Source organism: Candidatus Pantoea floridensis, assembly GCF_900215435.1.
GTDB lineage: Bacteria > Pseudomonadota > Gammaproteobacteria > Enterobacterales > Enterobacteriaceae > Pantoea > Pantoea floridensis.
This window is the reverse complement of sequence record NZ_OCMY01000001.1, coordinates 2,774,660-2,798,202: the sequence shown is the minus strand read 5'-3', so window position 1 is coordinate 2,798,202 and position 23,543 is coordinate 2,774,660. Positions and strand designations below refer to the sequence as shown.

Here is a 23,543-nt window from a genome sequence, read left to right as displayed (position 1 = left end):
TTGATGCCTACCGCTGAGGCCATCTCAGCGGCAATTGAGCTGTCCTAATGAGGCCGAGCGCTGTTGCGGTCCCGTCACCGTGACCTGCTCAAGTGTACAGCCGCCTGCGATGCTTTGCTGCTGGCGCTGGCTCTGCCAGCCCGCTACGTCATGACCAAGCAGCGCCTGCCCTGCAGCACGCCAGGCCTGCCGCTGCTGCCACTGCTGGCTAAAACCCAGTGCCAGCGCCCGATGATATTGCAACAAAGTGCTGATGGTCATTGCCAGCAGCAGCATCGCCACCAGCGTTTCCGCCAGGCTAAAGCCCTGTTGCTTCTGGCTGACACAGCTCCGGCTGCGAAAGCGGGCAATAATCGATCCAGCCATGTTCTTGCCGCTGGGTCTGCGAGTTACGTAGAGAAACCCAACGATAGAGCCACAGCGCTCGCCCTTCTCCATGTGCTGATAACAACGCATTGTCATCCTCCATACGTAATAGACAGCTTTGCCACTGCTCTGCCGCCCACTGCTGGCACTGCCAGCCGGTCGCCTGCGGCCAGTTTTGCACGCTCCCCCACTCCAGTGCGGACTGCGCCTGCCAGAAATCCTGGTGATGCTGCTGCTCGTCCGCCACTGATACCATCCCTTGCGACAGCTGGCTGCGCGTTGCATGCAACGTCAGTCCACCCATGATTAACATCATCAGCACCATACCCAATGTGCTGTTGCCGCGTTGCTTCATAGATTGATTCCTTCAATCCAGTGTTCCAACGTCACGCTTTGGCTAGCCGCATGCCCTGCCAGTTGCAGGATAAGGCGTGTTCCCTGTCGTTCAAGTTTGAAGGTGTCGAGGGTGAGAAAGGCCGGATCGGACACTCTCTCCCACCCGCTGCTGCTGCACTCATCCACACCACGCTGCATTTCCAGCTGTCCACTGCGCAGCCGATAGCCGTAATAGTCACTTTCGTTGTGCCCCACACCTTCCCAGCGCCCGTTGCTGTTCTCATCCCAGCGCAGTAAAACGCAGCTGCCATTCGCCGCAAGCGTTAGCGCAGCACCGTTGCACTGCCCGTGACAATAGCCCGCTCGTCGCAGTGCCTTCTGTAAGGTATTGGCGATCTGCTGCAGTTCCTGTTGCAGCTGCACACGCTGCTGCAGGCGCAGATTCTGCTCCAGTAGCAGGGGCAAAAAGCGCCCTACGCTGAGCATCAAAATGGCACCAATCGCCATAGCAATCAGCATTTCCAGCAGGCTAAAACCCCTTTGCGCTATTCGCATCCTTTCTCTCCCGGCTGACAGGCTCGGATACGCGCTCTGGCGGAGATGATTAGACGCCAGTGTCCGGCATCGCTAATGAGATCGATACTGCCAGGGCGTGCCACATCACGTCGCCCATAAAACCCCACTTCACCCGTCATGCCGGCAATGCGCACGCTGGCATGTGGCGGCCTGAATAGCCAACGAGATGCCAACGCACAGCCTTCCACAGGCTTTTGCCCCGCGCCAAGGCAGCCGTTTTCCCCTGGCTGCAACCACAGAACAAGATCGCGATTGTGCCAGCTCGCGTAAGCGCGGGCCCGCAGCAGAAATCCCTGCAGTTGCGCAACGCTTTCGCGTAGCTGTTGATAGTGCTGCCAGCGCTGCCAGCCTTGTAAGGCACCCACGCTGAGTATGCCGGCAATCACCATCACCAATAACAGTTCAGGCAAGGTGAATCCGTGGTGAATGTTTCTGTTCATGCCGGGTAATTTGCCGGTTGGGATGACGCTCAACAAGCGGAGGATTAGTGCTTTGGAAAATGCTGCGCAGGAAATCGCTGAGAGGTGCAGAGAGATACAGATTTTTGCGAGGCGGATTCAGAACTGAGGTGTGGTTGGGAATTGAGGTGCGGTTGGTAAGTGGTCGCCATAAATGGCGACCCTACGGATAAATAGCGTTAAATCGCTACGGGTGCTTTAATCGCCGGATGCGGATCGTAGCCTTCAATGTCGAAATCTTCGAATTGATAATCGAAGATGGAGGCCGGTTTGCGCTTGATCACCAGCTTCGGCAACGGACGCGGTTCGCGCGTCAATTGCAGGCGTGCCTGTTCCAGATGGTTGCTGTAGAGATGCGTATCGCCACCCGTCCAGACAAAATCACCCACTTCGAGGTCGCACTGCTGCGCCACCATATGCACCAGCAGCGCATAGCTGGCGATATTAAACGGCAGACCGAGGAAGATATCGCACGAGCGCTGATACAGCTGGCAAGAGAGCTTGCCGTTAGCGACGTAGAACTGGAAGAAGGCATGACAAGGCGCCAGCGCCATCTGGTCCAGCTCACCCACGTTCCACGCCGAAACGATGATGCGGCGGGAATCCGGATCGCGCTTCAGCTGCTCAATCACTTTGCTAATCTGATCGATTTCTTCGCCCGAAGCGTTGCCCCAGCTGCGCCACTGCTTACCGTACACCGGGCCAAGATCGCCGTTCTCATCGGCCCACTCATCCCAAATGGTTACCTTGTTCTCTTTCAGATAACCGATGTTGGTTTCGCCTTTGAGGAACCACAGCAGCTCATGAATAATTGAGCGCAGATGCACTTTCTTGGTCGTAACCAGCGGAAAACCGTCCTGCAAATTGAAACGCATCTGGTGGCCAAAAATGGAGAGCGTGCCGGTTCCGGTACGGTCGGCCTTTTCTGCGCCTTCATTCAGCACATGTTGCATTAAGTCCAGATATTGTTTCATTTTACCTCACGCGTTTGTTGCTGCGGGCGACGGCGATACGCCCAAACCATCATAATCACACCGGCCAGAATCATGGGGATTGAGAGAATTTGTCCCATGCTGACGCCGCCTTCGAACAGACCAAGCTGCGCATCGGGCTGACGGAAGAACTCAACGATGATGCGGAATGCGCCGTAGCCAATCAGGAACAGGCCAGATACGCTGCCCATCGGACGCGGCTTGCGAATAAACAGATTAAGAATGATGAACAGCACAATACCTTCGAGGCACAGCTCATACAGCTGCGAGGCATGACGCGGCAGCACGCCGTAGGTGTTCAGCAATTCCTGGTATTGCGGATTATTGGCCGCCAGCGCGATATCTTCGCTACGCGAACCCGGAAACAGCATGGCGAATTTGAAATCTGGCGCCACGCGGCCCCACAGTTCGCCGTTGATGAAATTGCCCAGACGACCGGCACCTAAACCAAACGGGATCAGTGGCGCAATAAAATCGGCTACCTGGAAGAAAGTGCGTTTGGTACGACGTGCAAAGATCAGCATCACCACAATTACGCCGATTAAGCCGCCGTGGAACGACATACCGCCATCCCAGACCTTAAACAGATAAAGCGGATTCTCCAGGAACAGCGGCAGGTTGTAGAACAGCACATAGCCAATACGTCCGCCGAGGAACACGCCGAGGAAACCTGCGTACAGCAGATTCTCCACTTCCTCTTTTTTCCAGCCGCTGCCAGGTTTGTTAGCACGGCGCGTCGCCAGCCACATGGCAAAAATAAAGCCCACCAGATACATCAAACCGTACCAGTGAAGCGAAATCGGTCCGATTGAGAAAATCACCGGATCGAATTGGGGAAACGAAATGTAGCCGTTAGTCATCTTTCACCATCGTTCTTCTGCCCTTAAACGGGACAATAAAAGGCTGCGCATAATAGCACAGCCGGGTTGTACACAGGTCGGCAAGATGTAACCGTTAACGCCCGCCGCGAATCAGGCCGCCTAAACCGCGACGCTCCATAAAGGTTGAAACCAGGTGACGTACTTCTGATGCCGTATGCGCCGCCAATCCATGCTCGCTCAATTTCTGCGCTTCCTCGAAATCGAGATGACGCAACAGATATTTCACGCGCGGCACGTTCTTGCCGTTCATGCTGAGGTGGTGATAGCCCATGCCCACTAACAGCGCGACACACATCGGATCGCCGGCCATTTCACCACACAAGCAGAGCTCCAGTTTGGCCTCGCGGGCTTCGCTGGCAATGGTGTGCAGCGCCCGCAGCATTGCCGGATGCAGCGAATCATACAAGTTCGCCACGCGCGTGTTGTTGCGATCCACTGCCAGCAAATATTGCGTGAGATCGTTGGTGCCCACCGAAATAAAATCAATGCGATCCGCCAGATGCGGGATCATAAATAGCATCGAGGGCACTTCGATCATGATACCAATCCGCGGCTTGGGAATCACATACCCCAGCATCTCTTCCACTTCACGACCAGCACGATCAATCAGACGACGCGCTTCATCGATCTCATCAATATGGCTAATCATCGGCAGTAAAATGCTCAGGTTGCCAGATGCCACATTGGCACGCAGCATGGCACGCACCTGCACCAGGAAGATTTCCGGCTGATCGAGCGTTAAACGAATACCGCGCCAGCCAAGGCAGGGATTCTCTTCACTGATCGGCATATACGGCAGCTGTTTATCAGCCCCCACATCCAGCGTGCGTAGCGTGACCGGCTTATCATAAAACAGCTGCAGCATGCCCTGGTACTGCGCCACCTGTTCCTCTTCGGAAGGGAAACCGTTGTGCAGCATAAACGGGATTTCGGTGCGATACAGGCCAATGCCGTCAACCCAGCTGTCGAGCGCCTGTTCATGTTCCGGGCTGAGGCCTGCATTCAGCATCACCTGCACGCGCTCGCCGCTTTTCAGCTCACCGGATTGCTCAACCACGCCTTCAGCCATTTTGCTCAGCGCGTTCTCTTCGCTGATCAAACGCTGATATTCCTGTACCAACACCGGTTCAGGATCGATCAGCACTTCGCCGCGGTAGCCGTCAACAATCAGCAGGCGTTTGTTAAGCTGCGCGGGCAGGATATCCGCGCCCATCACGGTTGGAATGCCCATCGCGCGCGTCAAAATCGCCGCATGCGAGTTGGACGCACCGTCGCGGACCACCACGCCGGCTAAACGCTCCTGCGGCAGTTCGGCCAGGGTGGTGGCTGTGAGTTCATCGGCAACCAGTACGAAGCGTTCCGGCCAGGCATTGGTGCCCACCAGCGAATCATCGAGGTGAAAGAGCAGACGCTGACCGAGCACGCGCAAATCGCCGGCGCGCTCGCGTAAATATTGATCCTGCAGATTAGCGAACTGTTCGGCGAACTTCTCGATTACCGTCTTGACTGCCCATTCCGCGACCGATCCGCGATCGATCTCGTCAAAAAGATCTTTTTTCAGCCGCGCATCCGTGAGCAGATGCGAATAGAGATCGAAGATCGCCGCACTCTCTTTCTGCACGCTGGCGGCAAAGCGTTTACTGAAGCGGCGAAATTCGTTGCCCGCCTCACCCATTGCCAGCACCAGGCGCTCGCGCTCGCGCTGCACGTCCAGCGTGGAAGCGGCAGTGACCTGATCGAGCAGCGGCTGGGTTTCATCTACCCAACCTGGCGCAACCGCCACGCCAGGCGCAGCGGCAATCGCTTTGACGCGCGTCTGGCGGAATTGGCCAAACAGTTGGCCAAGCTGCGATTGCGACAGTAAGCCGGCCATTTGCGTGGCAAGCGTGACGAGAAACGACTCTTCGCTTTCATCGAACTGGCGGTGTTCGCGCTGCTGCACAACCAACACGCCAAGCAGCTGGCGGCGGCTGATAATCGGGACACCGAGGAAGGAGCGATAACGCTCCTCTTTAACAGAAGGAATGTATTTGAAGCTGGGATGGCTCTGAGCATCGGCGAGGTTGATCGGCTCGGCTAAGCGTCCGACAAGGCCAACAATGCCTTCGTCAAATGCCAGCGTGACCGTACGACCACGCGGCTTTTTTAGTCCGCGTGTCGCCATCAGGTAGTAGCAACGACGATCGTGATCGGCGAGATAAACCGAGCAAACCTCGGTTTCCATCGCAAGGCAAATTTCGTTTACCAGAATGTCGAGTGCTTCATTCAGACGTGGAGCACTCGCCACTTTTTCTACTATTTCGCGCAACTGAGTGAGCATAAAGGGCGTGGCCTATCCTCTTTTACGTCGTTGGGCGGCGTTATTGCGCTGCCCCGCACTCTCCTGCATAGACATCACCACGCCAGCGAATTCTTTCATTACGCGGCGATAAACATCGCGCTTGAAAGAGACGACCTGACGTACCGGATACCAGAAGCTAACCCAGCGCCAACCATCAAACTCGGGCGTGCTGCTGTGCTGCACATTGATCTCCGCGTCACTACACATTAACTGCAGAAGAAACCACTTTTGTTTCTGGCCGATACACACCGGCTTTGTGTCCCAACGCACCAAACGTTTTGGCAACTTGTAACGTAACCAGTTACGGGTTGAAGCAAGTATTCGAACATCTTTGCGGTGTAAGCCCACTTCTTCGAACAGTTCGCGATACATCGCCTGTTCAGCAGTTTCACCCGGATTGATGCCTCCCTGAGGAAATTGCCAGGAGTGCTGTCCAAAGCGCCTGGCCCATAACACTTGTCCTTGCCTGTTGCAGATTACGATACCAACATTCGGGCGGTAGCCATCATCATCGATCACTGGACTACCTCAAAGCTAAATTTGAATAGCCTGATTGTTTCACACTCCTTACAGGCGGTAAACCACTGGATACTGAGGGTGATAACGGAATAAAAACAGGATAACTCACAGAGATAAGCCAAGTTATAAACAGCAAGCGGGAATTATGGGCGATCTTATTCACCTTTTCTGTGGATAGCGTTGTGCAGAACACGGGAATGAAGTGAATAACCACTTCAGAAAACTCTTACAAAACAATAAGTGAAACGCACAAAAAAAATTATTTTTCAGCGAGTTATTAAAAAATCGTCGACTAAATCCTAAGAGGATCGTCCTTTACTCACATTTGCTTTTTGGCGATCGGTTAAAGATCCATCAGCGGCGTTTTTATCCACAGAGAATGCCCTAAACCTGGTCAAAGAAAGGAAAAAAAGCGTTCAAAACGCGAAAGTCAAGGCTGTAAATGGAAACAGGTATCTTCATAACCAGGGGTTATCCCACTTTTCTGTGGATAACTAGGTTCAACATCTGTTCATTGTCGATAACAAGCTGGGATAACCTTAATAGCACTTCTGCTGTTAACGGGCATCAATCTAAAAAAAGCACGCTGAATCATGCTATTATCACACTTATTCACGTATCTGCCATGTGGACAAATTCAGCCAGCTTTTACTGTTCACTCTTCAACCAATGTGAGTTTTACCATGCACTCCTCACCGTTATTGCCGTCGCCACCGGAAAATGAAGCGGAATTACTGCAGCGCGCACAGCGACTGGCCGGCCAAACATTTGCCGCGCTGGCGGCACAGCTTAACCTGCCCATTCCGCCAAACCTGAAGCGTGACAAAGGCTGGGTGGGTATGCTGTTAGAGCTGCATCTGGGCGCCAGCGCGGGCAGCAAAGCCGAGCAGGATTTCGCCCATCTCGGCATTGAATTGAAAACCATACCGGTGGATGCGCAAGGCAAACCGCTGGAAACCACCTTCGTGTGCGTTGCGCCGCTTACCGGTAACAGCGGCGTCACCTGGGAAACCAGCCATGTGCGCCACAAACTGGCGCGCGTGCTGTGGATCCCGATCGAAGGCGATCGTGGCATACCGCTAGCCGATCGCCGCGTGGGATCGCCTTTGCTGTGGCATCCCAGTGAAGAAGAGGAACAGCAACTGCGTGAGGATTGGGAAGAGCTAATGGATATGATTGTGCTGGGTCAGGTAGAGCGCATCACCGCACGTCACGGCGCCTGGCTACAAATCCGTCCTAAAGCGGCGAACAGCAAAGCGTTGACGGAAGCCATTGGCCAACACGGCGAGCCTATCATGACGCTGCCACGCGGTTTTTATTTAAAGAAAAGCTTCACCGGTCCTTTGCTCGCCCGTCATTTTCTAATGTAAATGCACTTTTCTGCCGATAAATTTTAGGAATGATGCGATTACTCCTAACGGCGAAAGCATTTATTACTACACTTTTGCTGTTGAAGTCGTTGGAAGGAGAGAAGAATGAAAGGGTTGGTAAGTGCAGTGGGTGTCATGTTGGCTGCGGTATTGATGAGTGGTTGCAGTAGTGATTACGTGATGGCGACCAAAGATGGTCGTATGATTATGACCGATGGTAAGCCCGCCATTGATAAAGAGACCGGTTTAGTGCAGTACACCGATGAGCAAGGCCATCAGATGCAGATCAATGGTGATGAGGTCTCGACCATCATTGAGCGTTAAGTGCCAAATTACATCGCCTGCACACGTTTTCTCCCTGTGCAGGCGGTTTCCCGAACTTTCCCCCCTTCCTTCCGCGCCGCTTCACACGCTATAGTCCCACAGGACACAACATTCCCTTTCATAATGAAAATAGGATGCCGGCACATGCACTATCACCGTATTCCCCATAGCACGCTGGAAGTGAGTCAGCTGGGGCTTGGAACCATGACGTTTGGTGAGCAGAACAGCGAAGCCGACGCCCACGCACAACTCGATTACGCAGTTAGCAGCGGCATAAATCTGATTGATACTGCGGAAATGTATCCGGTGCCGCCGCGCCCGGAAACCCAGGGTTTAACTGAACAGTACATTGGTAGCTGGCTGAAAAAGCGCGGCAGCCGCGACAAAATCATTCTGGCCAGTAAAGTAGCGGGGCCAGTGCGCGGTGCCGATGCATCGATTCGCCCGCACCAGGCGCTGGATCGCAAAAACATCCGTGAAGCGCTGGATGCCAGCCTGAAACGCCTGAATACCGACTATCTCGATCTCTATCAGCTGCACTGGCCGCAGCGCCAGACCAACTATTTTGGCAAGCTGGGCTATCAATATACCGATTCCAGCGTGCCAGTGACGCTGCTGGAAACACTGGAAGCGCTGACGGAACAAGTGCGCGCCGGTAAGATTCGTTACATTGGTGTATCGAATGAAACCGCGTGGGGCGTGATGCGCTACCTGCAGCTGGCGGAAAAGCATGAGCTGCCGCGTATCGTCACCATCCAGAATCCGTATAGCCTGCTGAACCGGAGTTTCGAGGTGGGTTTGGCAGAGATCAGCCAGCATGAAGGCGTTGAGCTGTTGGCTTACTCCAGCCTGGCGTTTGGTACCTTGAGCGGTAAATATCTGAACGGGGCAAAACCGGCCGGTGCGCGCAATACGCTATTCAGCCGCTTCACGCGCTACAGCGGCGATCAGTCACAGCAGGCGATTGCTGCCTACGTGGATCTTGCGAAGAAGCACAACCTGGATCCCTCGCAGATGGCGCTGGCCTATGTGCGTCAGCAGCCGTTTGTCGCCAGCACCCTATTGGGCGCCACCACGATGGAGCAACTGAAGGTTAACGTGGAGAGTTTCAATCTGACGCTGAACGCCGAGGTGTTAGAGGAGCTGGAAGCGATTCATCGCCAGTTTACTTATCCCGCGCCTTAAAACCAGGTGCGCATTAATGCGCACCCTACATGTCAATCGTAGGGTCGCCATTCATGGCGACCCATTCATTTACCGCACGATTTAACGACGGCTTTTCCACCATAAGAGCGCAATCGCCACGGCGAAGATCGCACCGAATCCTACGCCGGTCGCCACTGCTGGCGCACCCAGCTTGATCGCCACCGTGTACAATCCCAGCATCAGCAGCATGGCGGTGTTCTCACCAAGGTTCTGCACCGCAATCGCGTTACCCGAACCCACGGTATCCTTGCCGCGCTCCTGCAGTAGCGCATTGAGCGGCACCACGAAGAAACCGCCCAGTGCACCAATCAGCATTAATATCAGATAGGCATTCAGCAAACTCTGTTGCAGCGCGAACACGACCACCATCACCCCAATCAGCACGCCAGCTGGCATGCAACGGCGCACGGTTTGCAGCGTCACCAGTTTCGCCGCCGCCGCCGCACCAATTACGATGCCAATCGCCACCATCGCATTCAGCGTGGTTGGTGTTTTATTGTCGCTGATGCCGAGCGCCACCGGCACCCACAGCACCAGCAGGAAACGCAGCGTCACGCCCGCGCCCCAGAACAAGCTGGTGCCGAGCAGCGAGAAACGCGTCTCGCCGTTGCGCCACAGTATTTTGGTCGCCGCCACGAAACTGCGCAGCATCGCGCCAAAGTGCCAGCTCTGGCCCGGACGCGCCGCCGTTAGACGCGGAATAAAGATATTCGCCACCACCGCCATCGCATACGTCATGGCGCACACCACCAGCGCGGCGACCAGGTTCCAGTCCGCCAGAATACCGCCCGCCACGGAGCCCAGCAGAATCGCCGCTATGGTCGAGCCTTCCATTAAGCCATTGGCTTTAACTAAGCGTTCACCGTGGGTGATTTCCGTCAGGATGCCGTACTTGGCCGGCGAGTAGGACGCCGCACCAATTCCCACCAGCGTGTAGCCGAGGAACGGATTGAAGCCAAAGCAGATGATTAGCGCGCCCAGCAGCTTGAGGCTGTTGGCAAACATCATTACCCGGCCTTTGGCGAAGCTATCCGCCATCTGACCGACAAACGGTGCGAGCAGAATGTAAGTCGCCACAAACAGCATTTGCAGGATCGGCTGGCTCCAGTCCGGATAGTACTGATTTTTCAGCACCGCCAGCGTCACGAACAGCAGCGCGTTGTCGCCAAACGCTGAGAAGAACTGCGCCACAATTACCGCCAGCATGCTGCGCGATAGCAGCGGTGCATCCCTATTTAACGGCTGGCTCATACCTGCTCCTCTTCCGCCAGCTGTCTGAGGCTGACATAGTCCGGTTTGCCGCTGCCCAGCATTGGCAACTGCTTCATCACGCGGATGTCGCGCGGCACCGCCAGCTCCGGCGCACCAATCTCACGCGCGGCTTTCAGCAGCGAGTCGCGACTCAATAGCGTGTCAGTGGTGAACAACACCAACGCTTCACCACGATTGCCGTCCGGACGCAGCGATGCGGCATGCTGCTTCTCATGCGAGGCTTTCAGCGCAATCTGCTCAACGATTTCCAGCGATACCATCTCACCGGCAATTTTTGCGAAGCGCTTCGCACGGCCCTGAATCTGACAGAAACCGCCTTCATCAAAGCTGACGATATCGCCGGTGTCGTACCAGCCTGCTTCCATCTCGCCTTCGCCGTTATCGGCCACCGGCACTTCCAGCACGCCTGGATTCTCTACGCGCAGATAACCGTTCATCACGTTTGGACCACGCAACTGCAGGCGACCGCCCTGCTCAATGCCCGGCACCGAAATCAAACGCGAATCCATGCCGGGTAGAATACGGCCTACCGTGTGACTTTTTGCCGCCATCGGCACGTTGATCGCCACTACCGGCGCGCATTCCGTCACGCCGTAGCCTTCAAGAATGCGGATGCCGTACTTCTCCATGTAAATCTGGCGCGTCGCTTCCTGCAGTTTCTCTGCGCCGGCTACCACATAGCGCAGCCGCGCAAAATCATATGGGCTGGCGAAGCGCGCGTAGTTGCCAAGGAAGGTCGAAGTGCCAAACAGCACGGTGCAGTTACGGTCATACACCAGCTCTGGCACAATGCGGTAATGCAGCGGGCTCGGATAGAGAAATACCTGCGCGCCGGTCAGCAGCGGCGTAAACAGGCCAACGGTCAGACCGAAAGCATGGAACAGCGGCAGCGCAGACATAAAGCGGTCACGCGGCGTGAAGTCCGCCACGGTACGAATCTGTTCCACGTTCGCCAGCAGGCTTTTGTGTGAATGCACCACGCCTTTGGGATTGCCTTCCGAACCCGAGGTAAACAGCACCATCGCCGCATCTTCCGGCTGCTGCTGCACCTGTGCACGGTGCGGCATCAGCAGATGCGCCACAATCCACAGCTTGTCTTTCAGTGTGACGGTATCTTTCAGATCTTCCAGATAGATCCACTGCACGTCGCTGAGGCCCTGCGGCAAGTGCCACAAGTTGCCCTTTTCGAGGAACTGGCGCGAGGTGAAGACGGTTTTCACCTGTGAAGCGGTGAGCGCCGCGCGCATACCTTTTACGCCAGCGGTGTAATTCAGCATGGCCGGAATACGTCCGCGCAGCGACGCGCCAAGAATCGCCGCCGCGGTGACGGTAGCGTTCGGCAGCAGCAGGCCCACGTATTCGCCTTGCTGACTATAGCGTTCAAGAATGCGACCCACGCCGAGCGATTTCTTCAGCAAGCCGGTATAGCTGTCGGGCTTGAAATTGATGTCTTCAATGCACGGTTTCATCAGCCCATAACGCTGGCGCGCACTGAGGAACGCTTCGAACAGCGTTTCTCGCGGACGCACCGCCATGCGCGCCTCCATCATCACATGGTGTAAGTGCTCACCCGCCAGCTGGCGGCGATCGCGCGCGCGTTTCGCTTCAGGCATCGGAATCACTGTCGCCGGTAGCACCGTTAAGGTGATGCGCGGGAACAAGCGACGTTTAAATACGCCCGCCAGCCGACCAAACGGCGTATATTCCGCCCCTTCGATACGCATCGGCACCACGGTCGCGCCGGATTTTGCCGCAACAAAACCCGCACCGCTGTAGATCTTCATCAGCGAGCCGGTCACGGTAATGCGCCCTTCCGGGAAGATCACCACCGGACGGCCTTCATTGATCATCCGCACCAGATGTTTGACTGACATCGGTCTGGTAGGATCGAGCGGCACGAAGTCGATAATCGGCTTCAGCAGGCGCATGTACCACTGTTCGCTGATCGACGAGTAGACGGCGAACACCGGTTTGATCGGCAGAAACAGCGCCACCAGCACCCCATCAAGAAATGACATGTGGTTAGGTGTGATCAGCACTTTTTCTTTGTGTAGTGCAGTGAGGTCGCCACGCAGTTCCACGCGCCACAGCAGGCGGAACAGGAAACGGAAAAAGGTGAGTAGCATGCCAGCTCCCTAGCAATCGTAAAAAATGGCTCTTACGATGCAGGATCTGGGGATATTCGACAAGTGGCGGGATGATTTAAACACAGTTGCGCTTTGCGAGCAGGTAAGCATATATGCGTCATCAAAATTTCTGCGCGTTGCTGGGCGGTGCGCATATATGCGTCATCAGAATTTCTGCGCGTTGCTGGACGGTGCGCATAAATGCGCACCCTACACGTAGGGTCGCCATTTATGGCGACCTGGGTTACTGCGGATCCGCCTGCCAGCCGCCGCCCAGGGCGGCGATCAGCGCCACGCTGCTGACCCACTGCGTGCTCTGCAATGACAGCAAACTCTGCTGTGCGCTCAGGCTGCTGTTTTCGGTAGTGGCGACGTCGAGATAATCGATCATGCCCGCCTCATACTGATTGCGCGTGACGCGCGCCGATTCCTGCGCCGCGTCGGTGGCGCGCTGCTGCGAGGCAATTTCACCCTGCAGGGTATTCAACTGCACCAGATAATCCTCCACTTCCTGCATCCCTTCCAGCACCGACTGGCGATAGCTGGCGACGCTGGCATCATAAGCCGCACGCGCCTGCTCCACCTTCGACGAGGTGGCACCGAAGTCTAACAGCGTACCGCTCAGCTCCGGCCCCAATGACCAGACGCGATTGGGCAGTGAGAACAAGCTATTAATCGCCGATGAACTCACGCCGCCGCTGGCGCTCAATGTCAGGTCGGGATAGTAACCGGCAATCGCCACGCCCACCGCCGCATTGGCCGCCGCCACGTTACGCTCGGCATAGGCGATATCGGGACGGCGCTGCAACAGCTGCGAGGGCACGCTATTGGGGATCGCAGGTAACGCGGCATCCAGCTTCGCCACCGGCAGGGAAAAATCGGCCGGCGCGCGGCCCAGCAGCAGCGCAATCGCGTGCTCCATCTGGGCCCGCTGCCATTGATAATCCTGCGCCGAGGCGCGCGCGCTCTCCAGCTGCATCTGCGCCTGCGCTAAGGTGGCGCGTGATTCGCTGCCAGCGGCATATTTGTTTTCAATCACCGTCAGATAGCGCTGATACGCCTCAATGCTGCGCTGATACAGCGCAATTTTCTCGTCGATGATGCGCAGCTGGAAATAGTCCTGCGCCAGTTCGGACTGCGCGCTCAGGGTGATATTCGCCAGTTCAGCTTTGCTGGCTTCGGCGCTGGCGTTGTTCTCCTCCAGCGTGCGGCGCAGTTTACCCCACAAATCCAGCTCCCAGCTGGCGCTGAGATCGGCGGCATGGCTGTTGCTGACGCTGCGCTGTCCGCTGGTACTGGCACGGCTACCGCTGCGCGTGCTGCTGGCGTCGTAGCCAACGGACGGCAACAGTGCGGCGCGTGACTGCGACGTTAGCGCCTGCGCTTCACGGTACTGCGCGGCATAGTTGGCGACATTCTGATTGGAAATGCTGACCTGCTTCAGCAGGCTATCCAGCGTGGCATCGTGATACACCTGCCACCACTCGCCTTTACTCACGGCATCCTGCGGCGTGGCCTGCTGCCAGCCTTTGGCTTCTTTAAAATGGGTCGGCATCGCCATGGTCGGGCGCTGATAATCCGGACCAACCGCGCAACCGGCCAGCAACAACACCAACAGTACGGGGGTAATTTTCAGGGACATTTTCATCTATCGGGATTCCACATGACGCAACCGCAGCCATTGACGCTGCGTGGCACGGCTTAAACGATCGAGCCAGAGATAAACCACCGGCGTAGTAAACAGCGTCAGCAGCTGGCTGAGCGCCAGACCACCGGCAATCGCCAGCCCGAGCGGGCTGCGCAAGTCGGCATCGCCACCGCTGCCCAGCGCCAGCGGCAGCGCGCCGAAGAAGGCGGCCAGCGTGGTCATCATGATCGGGCGGAAGCGCATCAAACAGGCTTGGGTGATCGCCTGCTGCGGCGACATGCCCTGCGTACGCTCGGCGTGTATGGCAAAATCAATCATCATAATGGCGTTCTTTTTCACGATACCGATCAGCAGGATGATGCCGATCAGCGCGATTACCGTCAGCTGCGTATTGGTGAGCAGCAGCAGTAACAGCGCACCGACGCCCGCCGACGGCAGCGTCGAGAGAATAGTGATTGGGTGGATATAGCTCTCATACAGCACGCCGAGCACGATATACACCGCCGCCAGCGCGGCGATAATCAGCCATGGCATGGTGGCAGTGAGCTGTGAAAACGCCGCGGCGGTGCCGGCAAAACCGGCCTGAATGGTGGACGGCAAGCCGAGCTGCGCCATCGCCTGCTTGATCAGTCCCTGCGCCTGCTCCAGCGATACGCCATCATTCAGGTTGAACGCCACGGTGCTGGTGGCCGATTGCCCCTGATGCGCCACCGACAGCGGCGCGTTGCCGCCTTTGAAGCTGGCGAACGCCGCCAGCGGCACGCGATCGCCACTGTCGTTGATCACATACAGCTGCTGGAGAATCGCCGGATCGCGCGTGTAGCTGTCCTGCAACGACATCACCACATGATACTGATTGAGCGTGTGGTACAGCGTGGCGACCTGGCGCTGGCTGAAGGCGTTATTCAGCATGGTGTCGAGCATCTGCACGTTAACGCCCAGCCGCATGGCGCGATCGCGATCGATGTTGATCACCACCTCCTGACCGCCGGTTTGCGCATCGGAATCCACGCTGTTGAGCTGCGGGATCGCCGCCAGCGCCGCCTGCACTTTCGGCGTCCAGGTGCGTAGCAGATCGAGGTCGTCGGCCTGCAGGCTGTACTGATAGGTGGCGTTGGCGCTGCGCCCGCCGATATGCAAATCCTGCGCCGCCATCAGGAACATCTGCGCCCCGGCGATGTGGCTGGTTTTCATGCTCAGGCGATTCGCCACTTCGGTGGCGGTGGCATCACGCTGATCAAAATCCTTCAGCCGCACAAAAAAGTTGGCGCTGTTGCGCGAACCGAACATGCCGCTGCCCATCGACGACATCACGCTTTCCACCGCCGGATCGGACTGGATGATGTGGGTGAACTGCAGCATTTTCGGTTTCATCGCCTGGAAGGAGATGTTCTGATCGGCACGCAGCGCGCCCATCAGCAGGCCGGTATCCTGATTGGGGAAGAAGCCTTTTTGAACCACCGAAAACAGGAACAGATTGAGCAGCACGGTCAGCACCAGGCTAAACATCGTCAGCTTTTGGTGCGCCATCACCCAGCTTAAGCCGCGCGAGTAGGCCGCCAACAAACCATTAAGCTGGTTTTCGATAAACTGATACAGCGGATGCGGCCGCTGAGTGACTTTCGCTTTCGGCTTGAGTAAGCGCGCGCACAGCATCGGCGTCAGGCTCAGCGACACAAACATCGAGATCAGCAGCGACACCGTCAGCGTCACGGCAAACTCGCGGAACAGGCGGCCGACAATGCTGCCCATCAGCAGAATGGGGATAAACACCGCAATCAACGACATGGTCATCGATAGCACGGTAAAACTCACTTCCTGCGCGCCACGCAGCGCCGCACGCAGCGGACTCAGTCCCTCTTCGATATGGCGGGTGATATTTTCCAGCACCACAATCGCATCATCCACCACAAAGCCGGTGGCGATAATCAGCGCCATCAGCGACAGGTTATCGAGGCTGTAACCGAGCAGATACATTACCGCGCAGGTGCCAACCAGCGACACCGGCAGCGCCAGCGCCGGGATCACCACCGCCTGTACGTTGCGCAGGAAGACAAACACCACGGCGATCACCAGCAGCATCGCCACCAGCAGCGTCTCTTCGGTGTCGTACAGCGACGCGCGCACCGTTGGCGAACGATCCACCACCACTTTCAGCTGGGTATCGGCGGGCAAATCTTTCTCCAGCGCCGGCAGTTGCGCTTTGATGGCATCGATGGTGTCGAGCATATTGGCGCCGGCCTGGCGCTTAATGCCCACCATCACCGACGGCTTCGAATCCAGAAAACCGGCCTGATATTGATCTTCTACCGAATCGTACACCGTGGCGACATCGTGCAGGCGCACCGCTTTGCCGTCCTGATAGCTGACGATCAGATCCTGGTACTGCGCGGCTTTATCCAGCTGGCCGTTGCTGTCCACCACCCAGGATTGGCTGCTGCCCTGCAAAATGCCCTTCGGCTTATTGGTGGTGCCGTTGGCGATGGCGCTGCGCACCGTATCGAGCGAAATGCCGTATTGCGTCAGCTTCAGCGGCTGCAAATCGATGCGCACCGCCGGCAAGGCGCTGCCCATCAATGACACTTCGCCCACGCCTTGCACCTGCCCCAGCGCCTGCTCGATTTTGCTTTCAGCAAGGTCGTAGAGTTCGCCCGGCGTGCGCGTGGCGGACGTCAGCGCCAGCATCACAATCGGCGCATCCGATGGGTTAGCTTTGCGGTAGGTCGGCAATGACTCCATCGCGCTTGGCAGCAGGCTGCGCGCGGCGTTGATCGCCGCCTGCACGTCACGCGCCGCGCCGTTGATGTCGCGATCGAGATCAAACTGCAAAATCACGCTGGTCGATCCCTGCGAACTGGTCGAGGTCATCTCGGTGACACCCGCGATCTGCCCGAGCGAACGCTCCAGCGGCGTCGCCACGGTGGCCGCCATGGTTTCCGGGCTGGCACCCGCTAAGCTGGCGCTGACCATGATGGTGGGGAAATCCACCTGCGGCAGCGGTGCCACCGGCAGCAGCCGATAGCCCAGCGCACCAAGCAGCAGGATCGCCAGCGTCAGCAGCAGCGTGGCGACCGGACGGAAGATAAACAGCCGGGTTAAGTTCATCGATCGCCCCGCGCCTGTTGCTGCTTGCGCTGCATATAGCGCTTGCCGCGCTGGGCGATGCCATCAAACCACAGGTAAATCACTGGCGTGGAGAACAGCGTTAGCACCTGGCTGACAATCAGGCCGCCAACAATCACCAACCCGAGCGGCTGGCGCAGTTCGGCACCGGAACCGGACGCCAGCATCAGCGGTAGCGCGCCGAGCAGCGCCGCCATGGTGGTCATCAAAATCGGGCGGAAGCGCAGCAAACAGGCTTGATGAATTGCCTCGCGCGCGCTCATGTGCTGTTTGTTCTCCGCTTCCAGCGCGAAGTCGATCATCATAATCGCGTTCTTTTTGACGATGCCGATCAGCAGGATCACACCAATCAGCGCAATCAAGCTGAACTCGCTGCCGGCCAGCAGCAGCGTCAGCAACGCGCCAACCGCCGCCGACGGCAGCGTCGAGAGGATGGTTACCGGGTGGATAAAGCTCTCATACAGAATGCCGAGCACCACGTACATGGTGATCAGCGCCGCCAGAATCAGCCACAGCGTGTTGCCGGTAGCGCTCTGGAACGCCGAGGTTTCGCCCTGATAGCGCAGGGTGATGCTCGACGGTAGATTGAGCTGCTGCGTCACTTCGGCAATCGCCTTCTGTCCATCCTCCAGCGAGTAACCGCTGTTGAGGTTGAACGACACCATCACCGCCGGGAACTGGTTGAGGCGCATGTGCATCAGCGAGCCGGTGCGCTGATGAATAGTGGCGATGGACGTCAGTTTCACCATGCCGGTCGTTGTACTGGTGTCATCCGACGATGACGACGACGTGCTGCTGTCGTCGCTGGATGAAGTGCTGCTGCTGGTCACCGGCAGATAAACATCATCAAACGAGGCTGGCGATTGCTGATACTGCGGTGCCACTTCCAGCACCACGCGATACTGATTAGCCTGGGTAAAGATGGTGGAGACCAGCCGCTGGCCGAAGCTGTTATACAGCGCGGTGTCGACATCGGCGGCGGTGATGCCGTAGCGCGCCGCCTTATCACGGTTCAATTCCACGTAGGCCACGCGGCCCTGATCCTGCAGGTTGCTCACCACGCCGTTGAACTCCGGACGCTGCTGCAACGCGGCGACCATCTTCGGCGTCCAGCTCACCAGATTTTCACTGTCGGCATCATCGAGCGTGAACTGGTACTGGCTCGGCGACACCTGATCGTTAACGGTTAAATCCTGCGCCGGTTGCAGATAGAGCTGAATGCCCGCCACCTGCACCGCCGCCTGTTGCAGCTGTTTAATCACCACGTCAGCTTTGTCATCGCGATCGTCAAACGACTTGAGGTTGATCTGGATGCGCCCGCTGTTCAGGCTGGTATTGCTGCCGTCGATGCCAATGGTCGAGGACAAACTCTCCACCGACGGGTTTTGCAAAATCACTTGCGCCAGCGCCTGCTGACGTTTCGACATCTCGCTAAACGACACATCCTGCGACGCCACGGTAACGCCCTGAATCAGGCCGGTATCCTGGGTCGGGAAGAAGCCTTTCGGGATGGCGATATACAGCAGCGCGGTGAGCGCAAAGGTCGCCAGCGCCACCAGCAGCGTCAGCTTCTGATGATTCAACACCACCGTCAGCAACCGGTCATAGCCGCGCACCAGCTTGTCGAACACCTCGCCGCCTTTGCGTGAAAAGCGTGACTGTTTCTCCGGCGGAATATGCTGCAGCAGATAGGCGCACAGCATCGGCGTGAGCGTCAGCGATACCACCATCGACACCAGAATGGATACCGCCAGCGTGATGGCGAATTCGCGGAACAGCCGCCCGACCACATCGCCCATAAACAGCAGCGGAATCAGCACCGCAATCAGCGAGAAGGTCAGCGAGATGATGGTGAAGCCAATCTGCTGCGATCCTTTCAGCGCCGCCTGCATCGGCGTTTCGCCCTCCTCCAGCCGCCGCGAAATGTTCTCCACCACCACGATGGCATCGTCGATAACGAAGCCGGTGGCGATGGTCAGCGCCATCAACGACAGGTTATTCAGGCTGAAGTCGGCCAGATACATCACGCCGAAGGTGCCAATCAGCGACAGCGGCACCGCCACGCTCGGAATCAAGGTCGCCGCCACGTTACGCAGGAACAGGAACGTCACCATCACCACCAGCGCCACCGACAGCATCAGCTCAAACTGCACGTCGCTGATGGAGGCGCGAATGGTTTGCGTACGATCCGACAGAATGCTCATCTTCACGCCGTCCGGCAGCGCCGCCTGCAGCTTCGGCAGCTGCGCTTTGATGCTGTCCACCACCTGAATCACGTTAGCGCCAGGCTGACGCTGCACGCTAACTACAATCGCCGGGCTGTTATTCGCCCACGCCGACTGGAAGCTGTTCTCAGGGCCCTGTTCGATATGCGCGATATCTTTCAGCCGCAGCGCCGCACCGTTCTGATAAGTGATAATCAGATTGCCGTACTCATCGGCGGTGCGCAGCTGGTCGTTAGCGTCGATGGTCACCGAGTGATATTTGCCGTCAAAGCCACCTTTCGAGCCGTTAACGTTGCTGTTGCTGATGAGCGTATTGACGTCTTCCAGCGACAGCTTGTGCGCCGCGAGCGCTTTCGGATCCATCTGCACGCGGATCGCTGGCTGATGGCCGCCTGCCAGCGTCACCATGCCGACACCGTTAATCTGCGACAGCTTGAGCGCCACGCGGGTATTGACCAGATCCTGCACCTGCGTCAGCGGCAGCGTGTCGGAACTCACCGCCAGCGTGATCACTGCCGTATCGGCCGGGTTAACCTTTTTATACGTCGGCGGATTAGGCAGATCGCTCGGCAGCAGATTATTGGCGGCGTTGATCGCCGCCTGCACTTCCTGCTCGGCGACATCCAGCGACAGATCGAGGCTGAATTTCAGCGTGACGATTGACGATCCGCTCGAGCTGGTCGAGGTCATCTGGCTTAATCCCGCCATCTGCCCCAGCTGGCGCTCCAGCGGCGAGGTGACGGATGACGCCATGACATCCGGGCTGGCGCCGGGATAGAGCGTGGTGACCTGAATGGTCGGGTAATCCACCTGCGGCAGCGCCGAAGTCGAGAGAAAGCGATAGGAAAAGATACCGGCGATCAGCACGCCGACCATCAGCAGAATGGTGGCGACCGGACGCTGGATAAACAGGCGAGACGGATTCATTGGCTCGCCGCGCCCGCGCTGGTTTTGCTCTCATCGGCCAGCTGCACTTTGCTGCCGTTGGTTAGACGATCAATGCCTTCGGTCACCAGACGATCGCCCGGTTCCACTCCTTTCAGGATCGCCTGCCGATCGTCACCAAAGCTCGGCCCGGTGGTGACGGCTTTGCGCGTCACGGTGTTGTCTTTATTGATGACAAACACGAAGCTGCCGTCACTGCTCAGTTGCAACGCCTGCGCCGGGATCACCGTGGCATTTTTCAGAATGTTGATTTGCAACCGCAGATTGACAAACTGATTGGCAAACAGCGTTTCATCTTCATTCGGGAAGGTGGCTTTCAGCGCGATGGTGCCGGTCGCGGTATCGATCTGGTTGCTGATGAACTGCACCTCGCCCTGCGCCAGCGGTGTGGTGTTGTCCTGATCGAAGGCGGTGGCGGGCAGGCTTTGTCCACCATGCAGCGCTTTGGTCAACTGCGGGATGTTGCTCTGCGGCACGCTAAACGTCACGGCGGCGGGTTGCATCTGCGTCACCACCACAATGCCGGTGGTGTCGGTGGTTTGCACCATGTTGCCGGGATCGACCAGGCGTAAACCGACGCGTCCGCTAATCGGTGAAGTGATGCGCGCGTAGTCGATATCCAGCTTGGCGCTGGCGATCTGCGCTTCATCGGCGGCCACCGCGCCTTTGTATTGCCCGACGGTGGCGGTTTGCGTGTCGAGATCCTGACGCGACAGCGAATCCTGCGCCGCCAGTTTCTGATAGCGCGTTAAGGTTAACTGGGCGCTTTTTAGCAACGCCTGATTCTGATTGAGATCGCCCTGATATTGCGCCAGCGTCGCCTGATAGCTGCGCGGATCGATCTGTGCCAGCAGCTGACCGGCGCTGACTTTCTGCCCTTCGGTAAAGAACACTTTTTCCAGCTGACCGGCCACGCGGCTGGTGACCGTGACGCTGGCGTTAGGGAGCACCGTGCCAAGCGCGTTGAGATACTGCGGCACATCCGCCGTGCTGGCTACGCCGCTGTGCACCAGCGTCGCACCGCCCGTCATCGCCATACCAGGCCTAACGCCTGCGCCACCGCGATGTCCGCCGCGTGCGCCCTTCTCCGCGCCTGGCGGCATGCCGCCGTGTCCGCCCACCACGCGCCAGACCACGCCAGCTACGATCAATAGCACAAGCAAAAGAAGCAGCCATTTCAGCCAGCGGAAAGAGGAGGAGCGGGAAGCGTTGTTAGTCATCAGAGTCTTCAGGTTAACAAGGAAATGGAAAATCCCCTGCAAAACAGGGGATTATTTCAATGGGAAATCATCACTTGCCGCATTATCGGCTGAATGCCCGCGCGAATTCCATACGCGAACCGTAAGGGTTTCGTTAAGATTGTCAGGATTGCCAGCCGCCGCCCAGCGCCTTGTACAGGGTGATTTTCTGGCTGAGCTGGCCCAGATGCGCGCTAATCAATGACTGCTGCGAACTGTAAAGCGATCGCTGGGCCACTAACACATTGAGATAATTGTCGACGCCCTGCTTAAAGCGCAATTCTGAATAATCGTAGTCGCGTTGGTTGGCGCCCACTTCCTGCTGCAGCGCCGTCAGCTGATCCTGCCAGGTATCCTGGCCGGCCAGCGCATCATTCACCTCTTTAAACGCGGTCTGGATCGTCTTCTCATAGTCAGCAATTTCAATACGTTTCTCGATATGCGCGATATTGAGATTAGCCTCGTTTTTACCACCGTCAAAAATCGGCAGGTTAATCGATGGCATAAACGACCACGCGCCGGTGCCGCCGCCCAGTAAACTGCCGAGTGAACTGCTGGTCGAGCCGCCGGATGCCGTCAGCGTGATGCTGGGGAAGAAGGCGGCACGCGCCGCGCCGATATTGGCGTTGGCCGCTTTCAGTGAGTGCTCGGCAGCCATGATATCCGGACGACGCGTCAGCAGATCCGACGGTAAACCAGCGGGTGTGGCCGGGAACTGCCAGTGGGCATCAAGCGTGGCGTGCGACAGCAGCGTAGCGGGCAGATCGGTGCCAACCAGCAGGCGCAGCGCATCAACGTCCTGCCGCACCTGACGGGTATAGCTCGCCACATCCGCCTGCGCCGCACGTACCGTACTTTCGGCCTGCGCCAGATCCATCGCGCTGCTGGCGCCGCCGTCATAGCTGAGTTTGGTGATGCGATACGATTCCTGCTGGCTGTTGGCCGTGCTTTGCGCCAGATGCAGCAGATCGTTATCTGAACTCAGCGTCAGCCATGCCGTCGCCACTTCCGAGATCAGCGAAATGCGCGTGGCGCGCTCGGTAGCCGCGCTCGACAAATAGGTTTCCTGCGCCTGATCGCTCAGGCTCTGCAGGCGGCCAAAGAAATCCAGCTCCCATGAGGTGACGCTCAAGCCGCTGTTGAGTTCGTGATAGGTCACCGCGCCGGTGCTTTTGGTGTTATAGAGATTGGCCGGCTCATGCGCTGAGGTCTGGCTGGCAGTGGCGTTGATCGACGGCATCAGCGCCGCTCGCTGCACCGTGACGCCCTGCTGCGCCTCTTCAACATTCAATGCCGCCACGCGCAGGTCGCGGTTGTTGTCGAGCGACAGCTGAATCAGGTTGCGCAGCGTGGCGTCGGTGAAAAAGTTCTGCCACGGCAGATCGGCAACGTTGCCGACCGGCGTTGGCTGGTCGTATTTGGCGTCCACCGGCATTGCCGGACGCTGATAGTGCGGCGCCAGCGAGCAACCGGCCAGCACCAGTGCCAGCGGCAATAGCGCCAGACGGAAATTTTTACTGTTCATTGTCAATATTCTCAATAGGTTATGCCGTGCAGTTTGCCAGGTGCGCATTAATGCGCACCCTACGTAACACAC

The 23,543-nt window shown here is 57.5% G+C and carries 18 protein-coding genes; 3 read left to right on the top strand and 15 right to left on the bottom strand.

Annotation, left to right across the window (positions count from 1 at the left end):
* Positions 1 to 24: 24 nt before the first annotated feature.
* The 8 genes from CRO19_RS13075 to rppH form a co-directional block, all read right to left on the bottom strand.
* Positions 25 to 366: a prepilin-type N-terminal cleavage/methylation domain-containing protein gene (locus tag CRO19_RS13075; protein ID WP_141400240.1), complete on the bottom strand. Its 342-nt coding sequence runs from the start codon at positions 364 to 366 to the stop codon at positions 25 to 27.
* Positions 299 to 721 (bottom strand): DUF2509 family protein, encoded by a 423-nt coding sequence (locus CRO19_RS13070; RefSeq protein WP_097096197.1) that lies wholly within the window; start codon positions 719 to 721, stop codon positions 299 to 301. Before CRO19_RS13070 ends, CRO19_RS13075 begins: the two co-directional genes overlap by 68 nt.
* A complete protein-coding gene (locus tag CRO19_RS13065; RefSeq protein ID WP_097096195.1) occupies positions 718 to 1,257 on the bottom strand; it encodes a prepilin peptidase-dependent protein in 540 nt (179 codons plus the stop codon). The genes CRO19_RS13070 and CRO19_RS13065 overlap by 4 nt, the downstream gene beginning before the upstream one ends.
* Positions 1,248 to 1,718 (bottom strand): prepilin-type N-terminal cleavage/methylation domain-containing protein, encoded by a 471-nt coding sequence (locus tag CRO19_RS13060; RefSeq protein ID WP_097096194.1) that lies wholly within the window; start codon positions 1,716 to 1,718, stop codon positions 1,248 to 1,250. The genes CRO19_RS13065 and CRO19_RS13060 overlap by 10 nt, the downstream gene beginning before the upstream one ends.
* 197 nt (positions 1,719 to 1,915) lie before the next feature.
* Positions 1,916 to 2,710 carry a thymidylate synthase gene (gene thyA, locus CRO19_RS13055; RefSeq protein WP_097096193.1) on the bottom strand — a complete coding sequence of 265 codons (795 nt, stop codon included), beginning with the start codon at positions 2,708 to 2,710 and terminating at the stop codon, positions 1,916 to 1,918.
* A complete protein-coding gene (gene lgt / locus CRO19_RS13050; protein WP_097096192.1) occupies positions 2,707 to 3,588 on the bottom strand; it encodes a prolipoprotein diacylglyceryl transferase in 882 nt (293 codons plus the stop codon). Before lgt ends, thyA begins: the two co-directional genes overlap by 4 nt.
* Positions 3,589 to 3,682: 94 nt before the next feature.
* Positions 3,683 to 5,929 (bottom strand): phosphoenolpyruvate--protein phosphotransferase, encoded by a 2,247-nt coding sequence (gene ptsP / locus CRO19_RS13045; RefSeq protein ID WP_097096191.1) that lies wholly within the window; start codon positions 5,927 to 5,929, stop codon positions 3,683 to 3,685.
* Positions 5,930 to 5,941: 12 nt separating this feature from the next.
* The gene (gene rppH / locus CRO19_RS13040) at positions 5,942 to 6,469 is read right to left on the bottom strand and encodes an RNA pyrophosphohydrolase (protein ID WP_007890933.1); all 528 of its coding nucleotides are present in this window, start codon (positions 6,467 to 6,469) and stop codon (positions 5,942 to 5,944) included.
* A gap of 683 nt (positions 6,470 to 7,152) precedes the next feature.
* Between rppH and mutH the strand changes: the two genes are divergently transcribed.
* The 3 genes from mutH to CRO19_RS13020 all read left to right on the top strand — a co-directional run bounded on the left by mutH (position 7,153) and on the right by CRO19_RS13020 (position 9,348).
* On the top strand, positions 7,153 to 7,839 hold the full coding sequence (gene mutH, locus CRO19_RS13030; protein ID WP_097096189.1) for a DNA mismatch repair endonuclease MutH: 687 nt from the start codon (positions 7,153 to 7,155) through the stop codon (positions 7,837 to 7,839).
* Between the two features lie 105 nt (positions 7,840 to 7,944).
* Complete coding sequence (locus tag CRO19_RS13025; protein WP_097096187.1) at positions 7,945 to 8,163, top strand: YgdI/YgdR family lipoprotein; 219 nt, start codon at positions 7,945 to 7,947, stop codon at positions 8,161 to 8,163.
* Positions 8,164 to 8,307: 144 nt separating this feature from the next.
* Positions 8,308 to 9,348: an NADP(H)-dependent aldo-keto reductase gene (locus tag CRO19_RS13020; protein WP_097096186.1), complete on the top strand. Its 1,041-nt coding sequence runs from the start codon at positions 8,308 to 8,310 to the stop codon at positions 9,346 to 9,348.
* An 81-nt stretch (positions 9,349 to 9,429) separates the two neighbouring features.
* Here the strand turns inward: CRO19_RS13020 and lplT are convergent, their stop codons facing one another.
* The 7 genes from lplT to CRO19_RS12985 all read right to left on the bottom strand — a co-directional run bounded on the left by lplT (position 9,430) and on the right by CRO19_RS12985 (position 23,471).
* Positions 9,430 to 10,620 carry a lysophospholipid transporter LplT gene (lplT, locus tag CRO19_RS13015; RefSeq protein ID WP_097096184.1) on the bottom strand — a complete coding sequence of 397 codons (1,191 nt, stop codon included), beginning with the start codon at positions 10,618 to 10,620 and terminating at the stop codon, positions 9,430 to 9,432.
* Positions 10,617 to 12,767, bottom strand: a complete 2,151-nt coding sequence (gene aas, locus CRO19_RS13010; protein ID WP_097096183.1) for a bifunctional acyl-ACP--phospholipid O-acyltransferase/long-chain-fatty-acid--ACP ligase — start codon at positions 12,765 to 12,767, stop codon at positions 10,617 to 10,619. Before aas ends, lplT begins: the two co-directional genes overlap by 4 nt.
* Before the next feature lie 244 nt (positions 12,768 to 13,011).
* Positions 13,012 to 14,415, bottom strand: a complete 1,404-nt coding sequence (locus CRO19_RS13005; RefSeq protein WP_097096182.1) for an efflux transporter outer membrane subunit — start codon at positions 14,413 to 14,415, stop codon at positions 13,012 to 13,014.
* Complete coding sequence (locus CRO19_RS13000; protein ID WP_097096181.1) at positions 14,416 to 17,520, bottom strand: efflux RND transporter permease subunit; 3,105 nt, start codon at positions 17,518 to 17,520, stop codon at positions 14,416 to 14,418. It lies immediately after the preceding gene.
* Positions 17,517 to 20,690, bottom strand: coding sequence for a multidrug efflux RND transporter permease subunit (locus CRO19_RS12995; RefSeq protein ID WP_097096180.1), 3,174 nt, complete (start codon positions 20,688 to 20,690; stop codon positions 17,517 to 17,519). The genes CRO19_RS13000 and CRO19_RS12995 overlap by 4 nt, the downstream gene beginning before the upstream one ends.
* Positions 20,687 to 21,928, bottom strand: a complete 1,242-nt coding sequence (locus tag CRO19_RS12990) for an MdtA/MuxA family multidrug efflux RND transporter periplasmic adaptor subunit (protein WP_097096179.1) — start codon at positions 21,926 to 21,928, stop codon at positions 20,687 to 20,689. Before CRO19_RS12990 ends, CRO19_RS12995 begins: the two co-directional genes overlap by 4 nt.
* Positions 21,929 to 22,070: 142 nt before the next feature.
* The gene (locus tag CRO19_RS12985) at positions 22,071 to 23,471 is read right to left on the bottom strand and encodes an efflux transporter outer membrane subunit (protein WP_097096178.1); all 1,401 of its coding nucleotides are present in this window, start codon (positions 23,469 to 23,471) and stop codon (positions 22,071 to 22,073) included.
* Positions 23,472 to 23,543 lie beyond the last annotated feature (72 nt).

Coding starts and splice junctions, on each gene's coding strand:
- CRO19_RS13075 (WP_141400240.1), bottom strand. CDS start 366: ATGGCTGGATCGATTATTGCCCGCTTTCGCAGCCGGAGCTGTGTCAGC.
- CRO19_RS13070 (WP_097096197.1), bottom strand. CDS start 721: ATGAAGCAACGCGGCAACAGCACATTGGGTATGGTGCTGATGATGTTA.
- CRO19_RS13065 (WP_097096195.1), bottom strand. CDS start 1,257: ATGCGAATAGCGCAAAGGGGTTTTAGCCTGCTGGAAATGCTGATTGCT.
- CRO19_RS13060 (WP_097096194.1), bottom strand. CDS start 1,718: ATGAACAGAAACATTCACCACGGATTCACCTTGCCTGAACTGTTATTG.
- thyA (WP_097096193.1), bottom strand. CDS start 2,710: ATGAAACAATATCTGGACTTAATGCAACATGTGCTGAATGAAGGCGCA.
- lgt (WP_097096192.1), bottom strand. CDS start 3,588: ATGACTAACGGCTACATTTCGTTTCCCCAATTCGATCCGGTGATTTTC.
- ptsP (WP_097096191.1), bottom strand. CDS start 5,929: ATGCTCACTCAGTTGCGCGAAATAGTAGAAAAAGTGGCGAGTGCTCCA.
- mutH (WP_097096189.1), top strand. CDS start 7,153: ATGCACTCCTCACCGTTATTGCCGTCGCCACCGGAAAATGAAGCGGAA.
- CRO19_RS13025 (WP_097096187.1), top strand. CDS start 7,945: ATGAAAGGGTTGGTAAGTGCAGTGGGTGTCATGTTGGCTGCGGTATTG.
- CRO19_RS13020 (WP_097096186.1), top strand. CDS start 8,308: ATGCACTATCACCGTATTCCCCATAGCACGCTGGAAGTGAGTCAGCTG.
- lplT (WP_097096184.1), bottom strand. CDS start 10,620: ATGAGCCAGCCGTTAAATAGGGATGCACCGCTGCTATCGCGCAGCATG.
- aas (WP_097096183.1), bottom strand. CDS start 12,767: ATGCTACTCACCTTTTTCCGTTTCCTGTTCCGCCTGCTGTGGCGCGTG.
- CRO19_RS13005 (WP_097096182.1), bottom strand. CDS start 14,415: ATGAAAATGTCCCTGAAAATTACCCCCGTACTGTTGGTGTTGTTGCTG.
- CRO19_RS13000 (WP_097096181.1), bottom strand. CDS start 17,520: ATGAACTTAACCCGGCTGTTTATCTTCCGTCCGGTCGCCACGCTGCTG.
- CRO19_RS12995 (WP_097096180.1), bottom strand. CDS start 20,690: ATGAATCCGTCTCGCCTGTTTATCCAGCGTCCGGTCGCCACCATTCTG.
- CRO19_RS12990 (WP_097096179.1), bottom strand. CDS start 21,928: ATGACTAACAACGCTTCCCGCTCCTCCTCTTTCCGCTGGCTGAAATGG.
- CRO19_RS12985 (WP_097096178.1), bottom strand. CDS start 23,471: ATGAACAGTAAAAATTTCCGTCTGGCGCTATTGCCGCTGGCACTGGTG.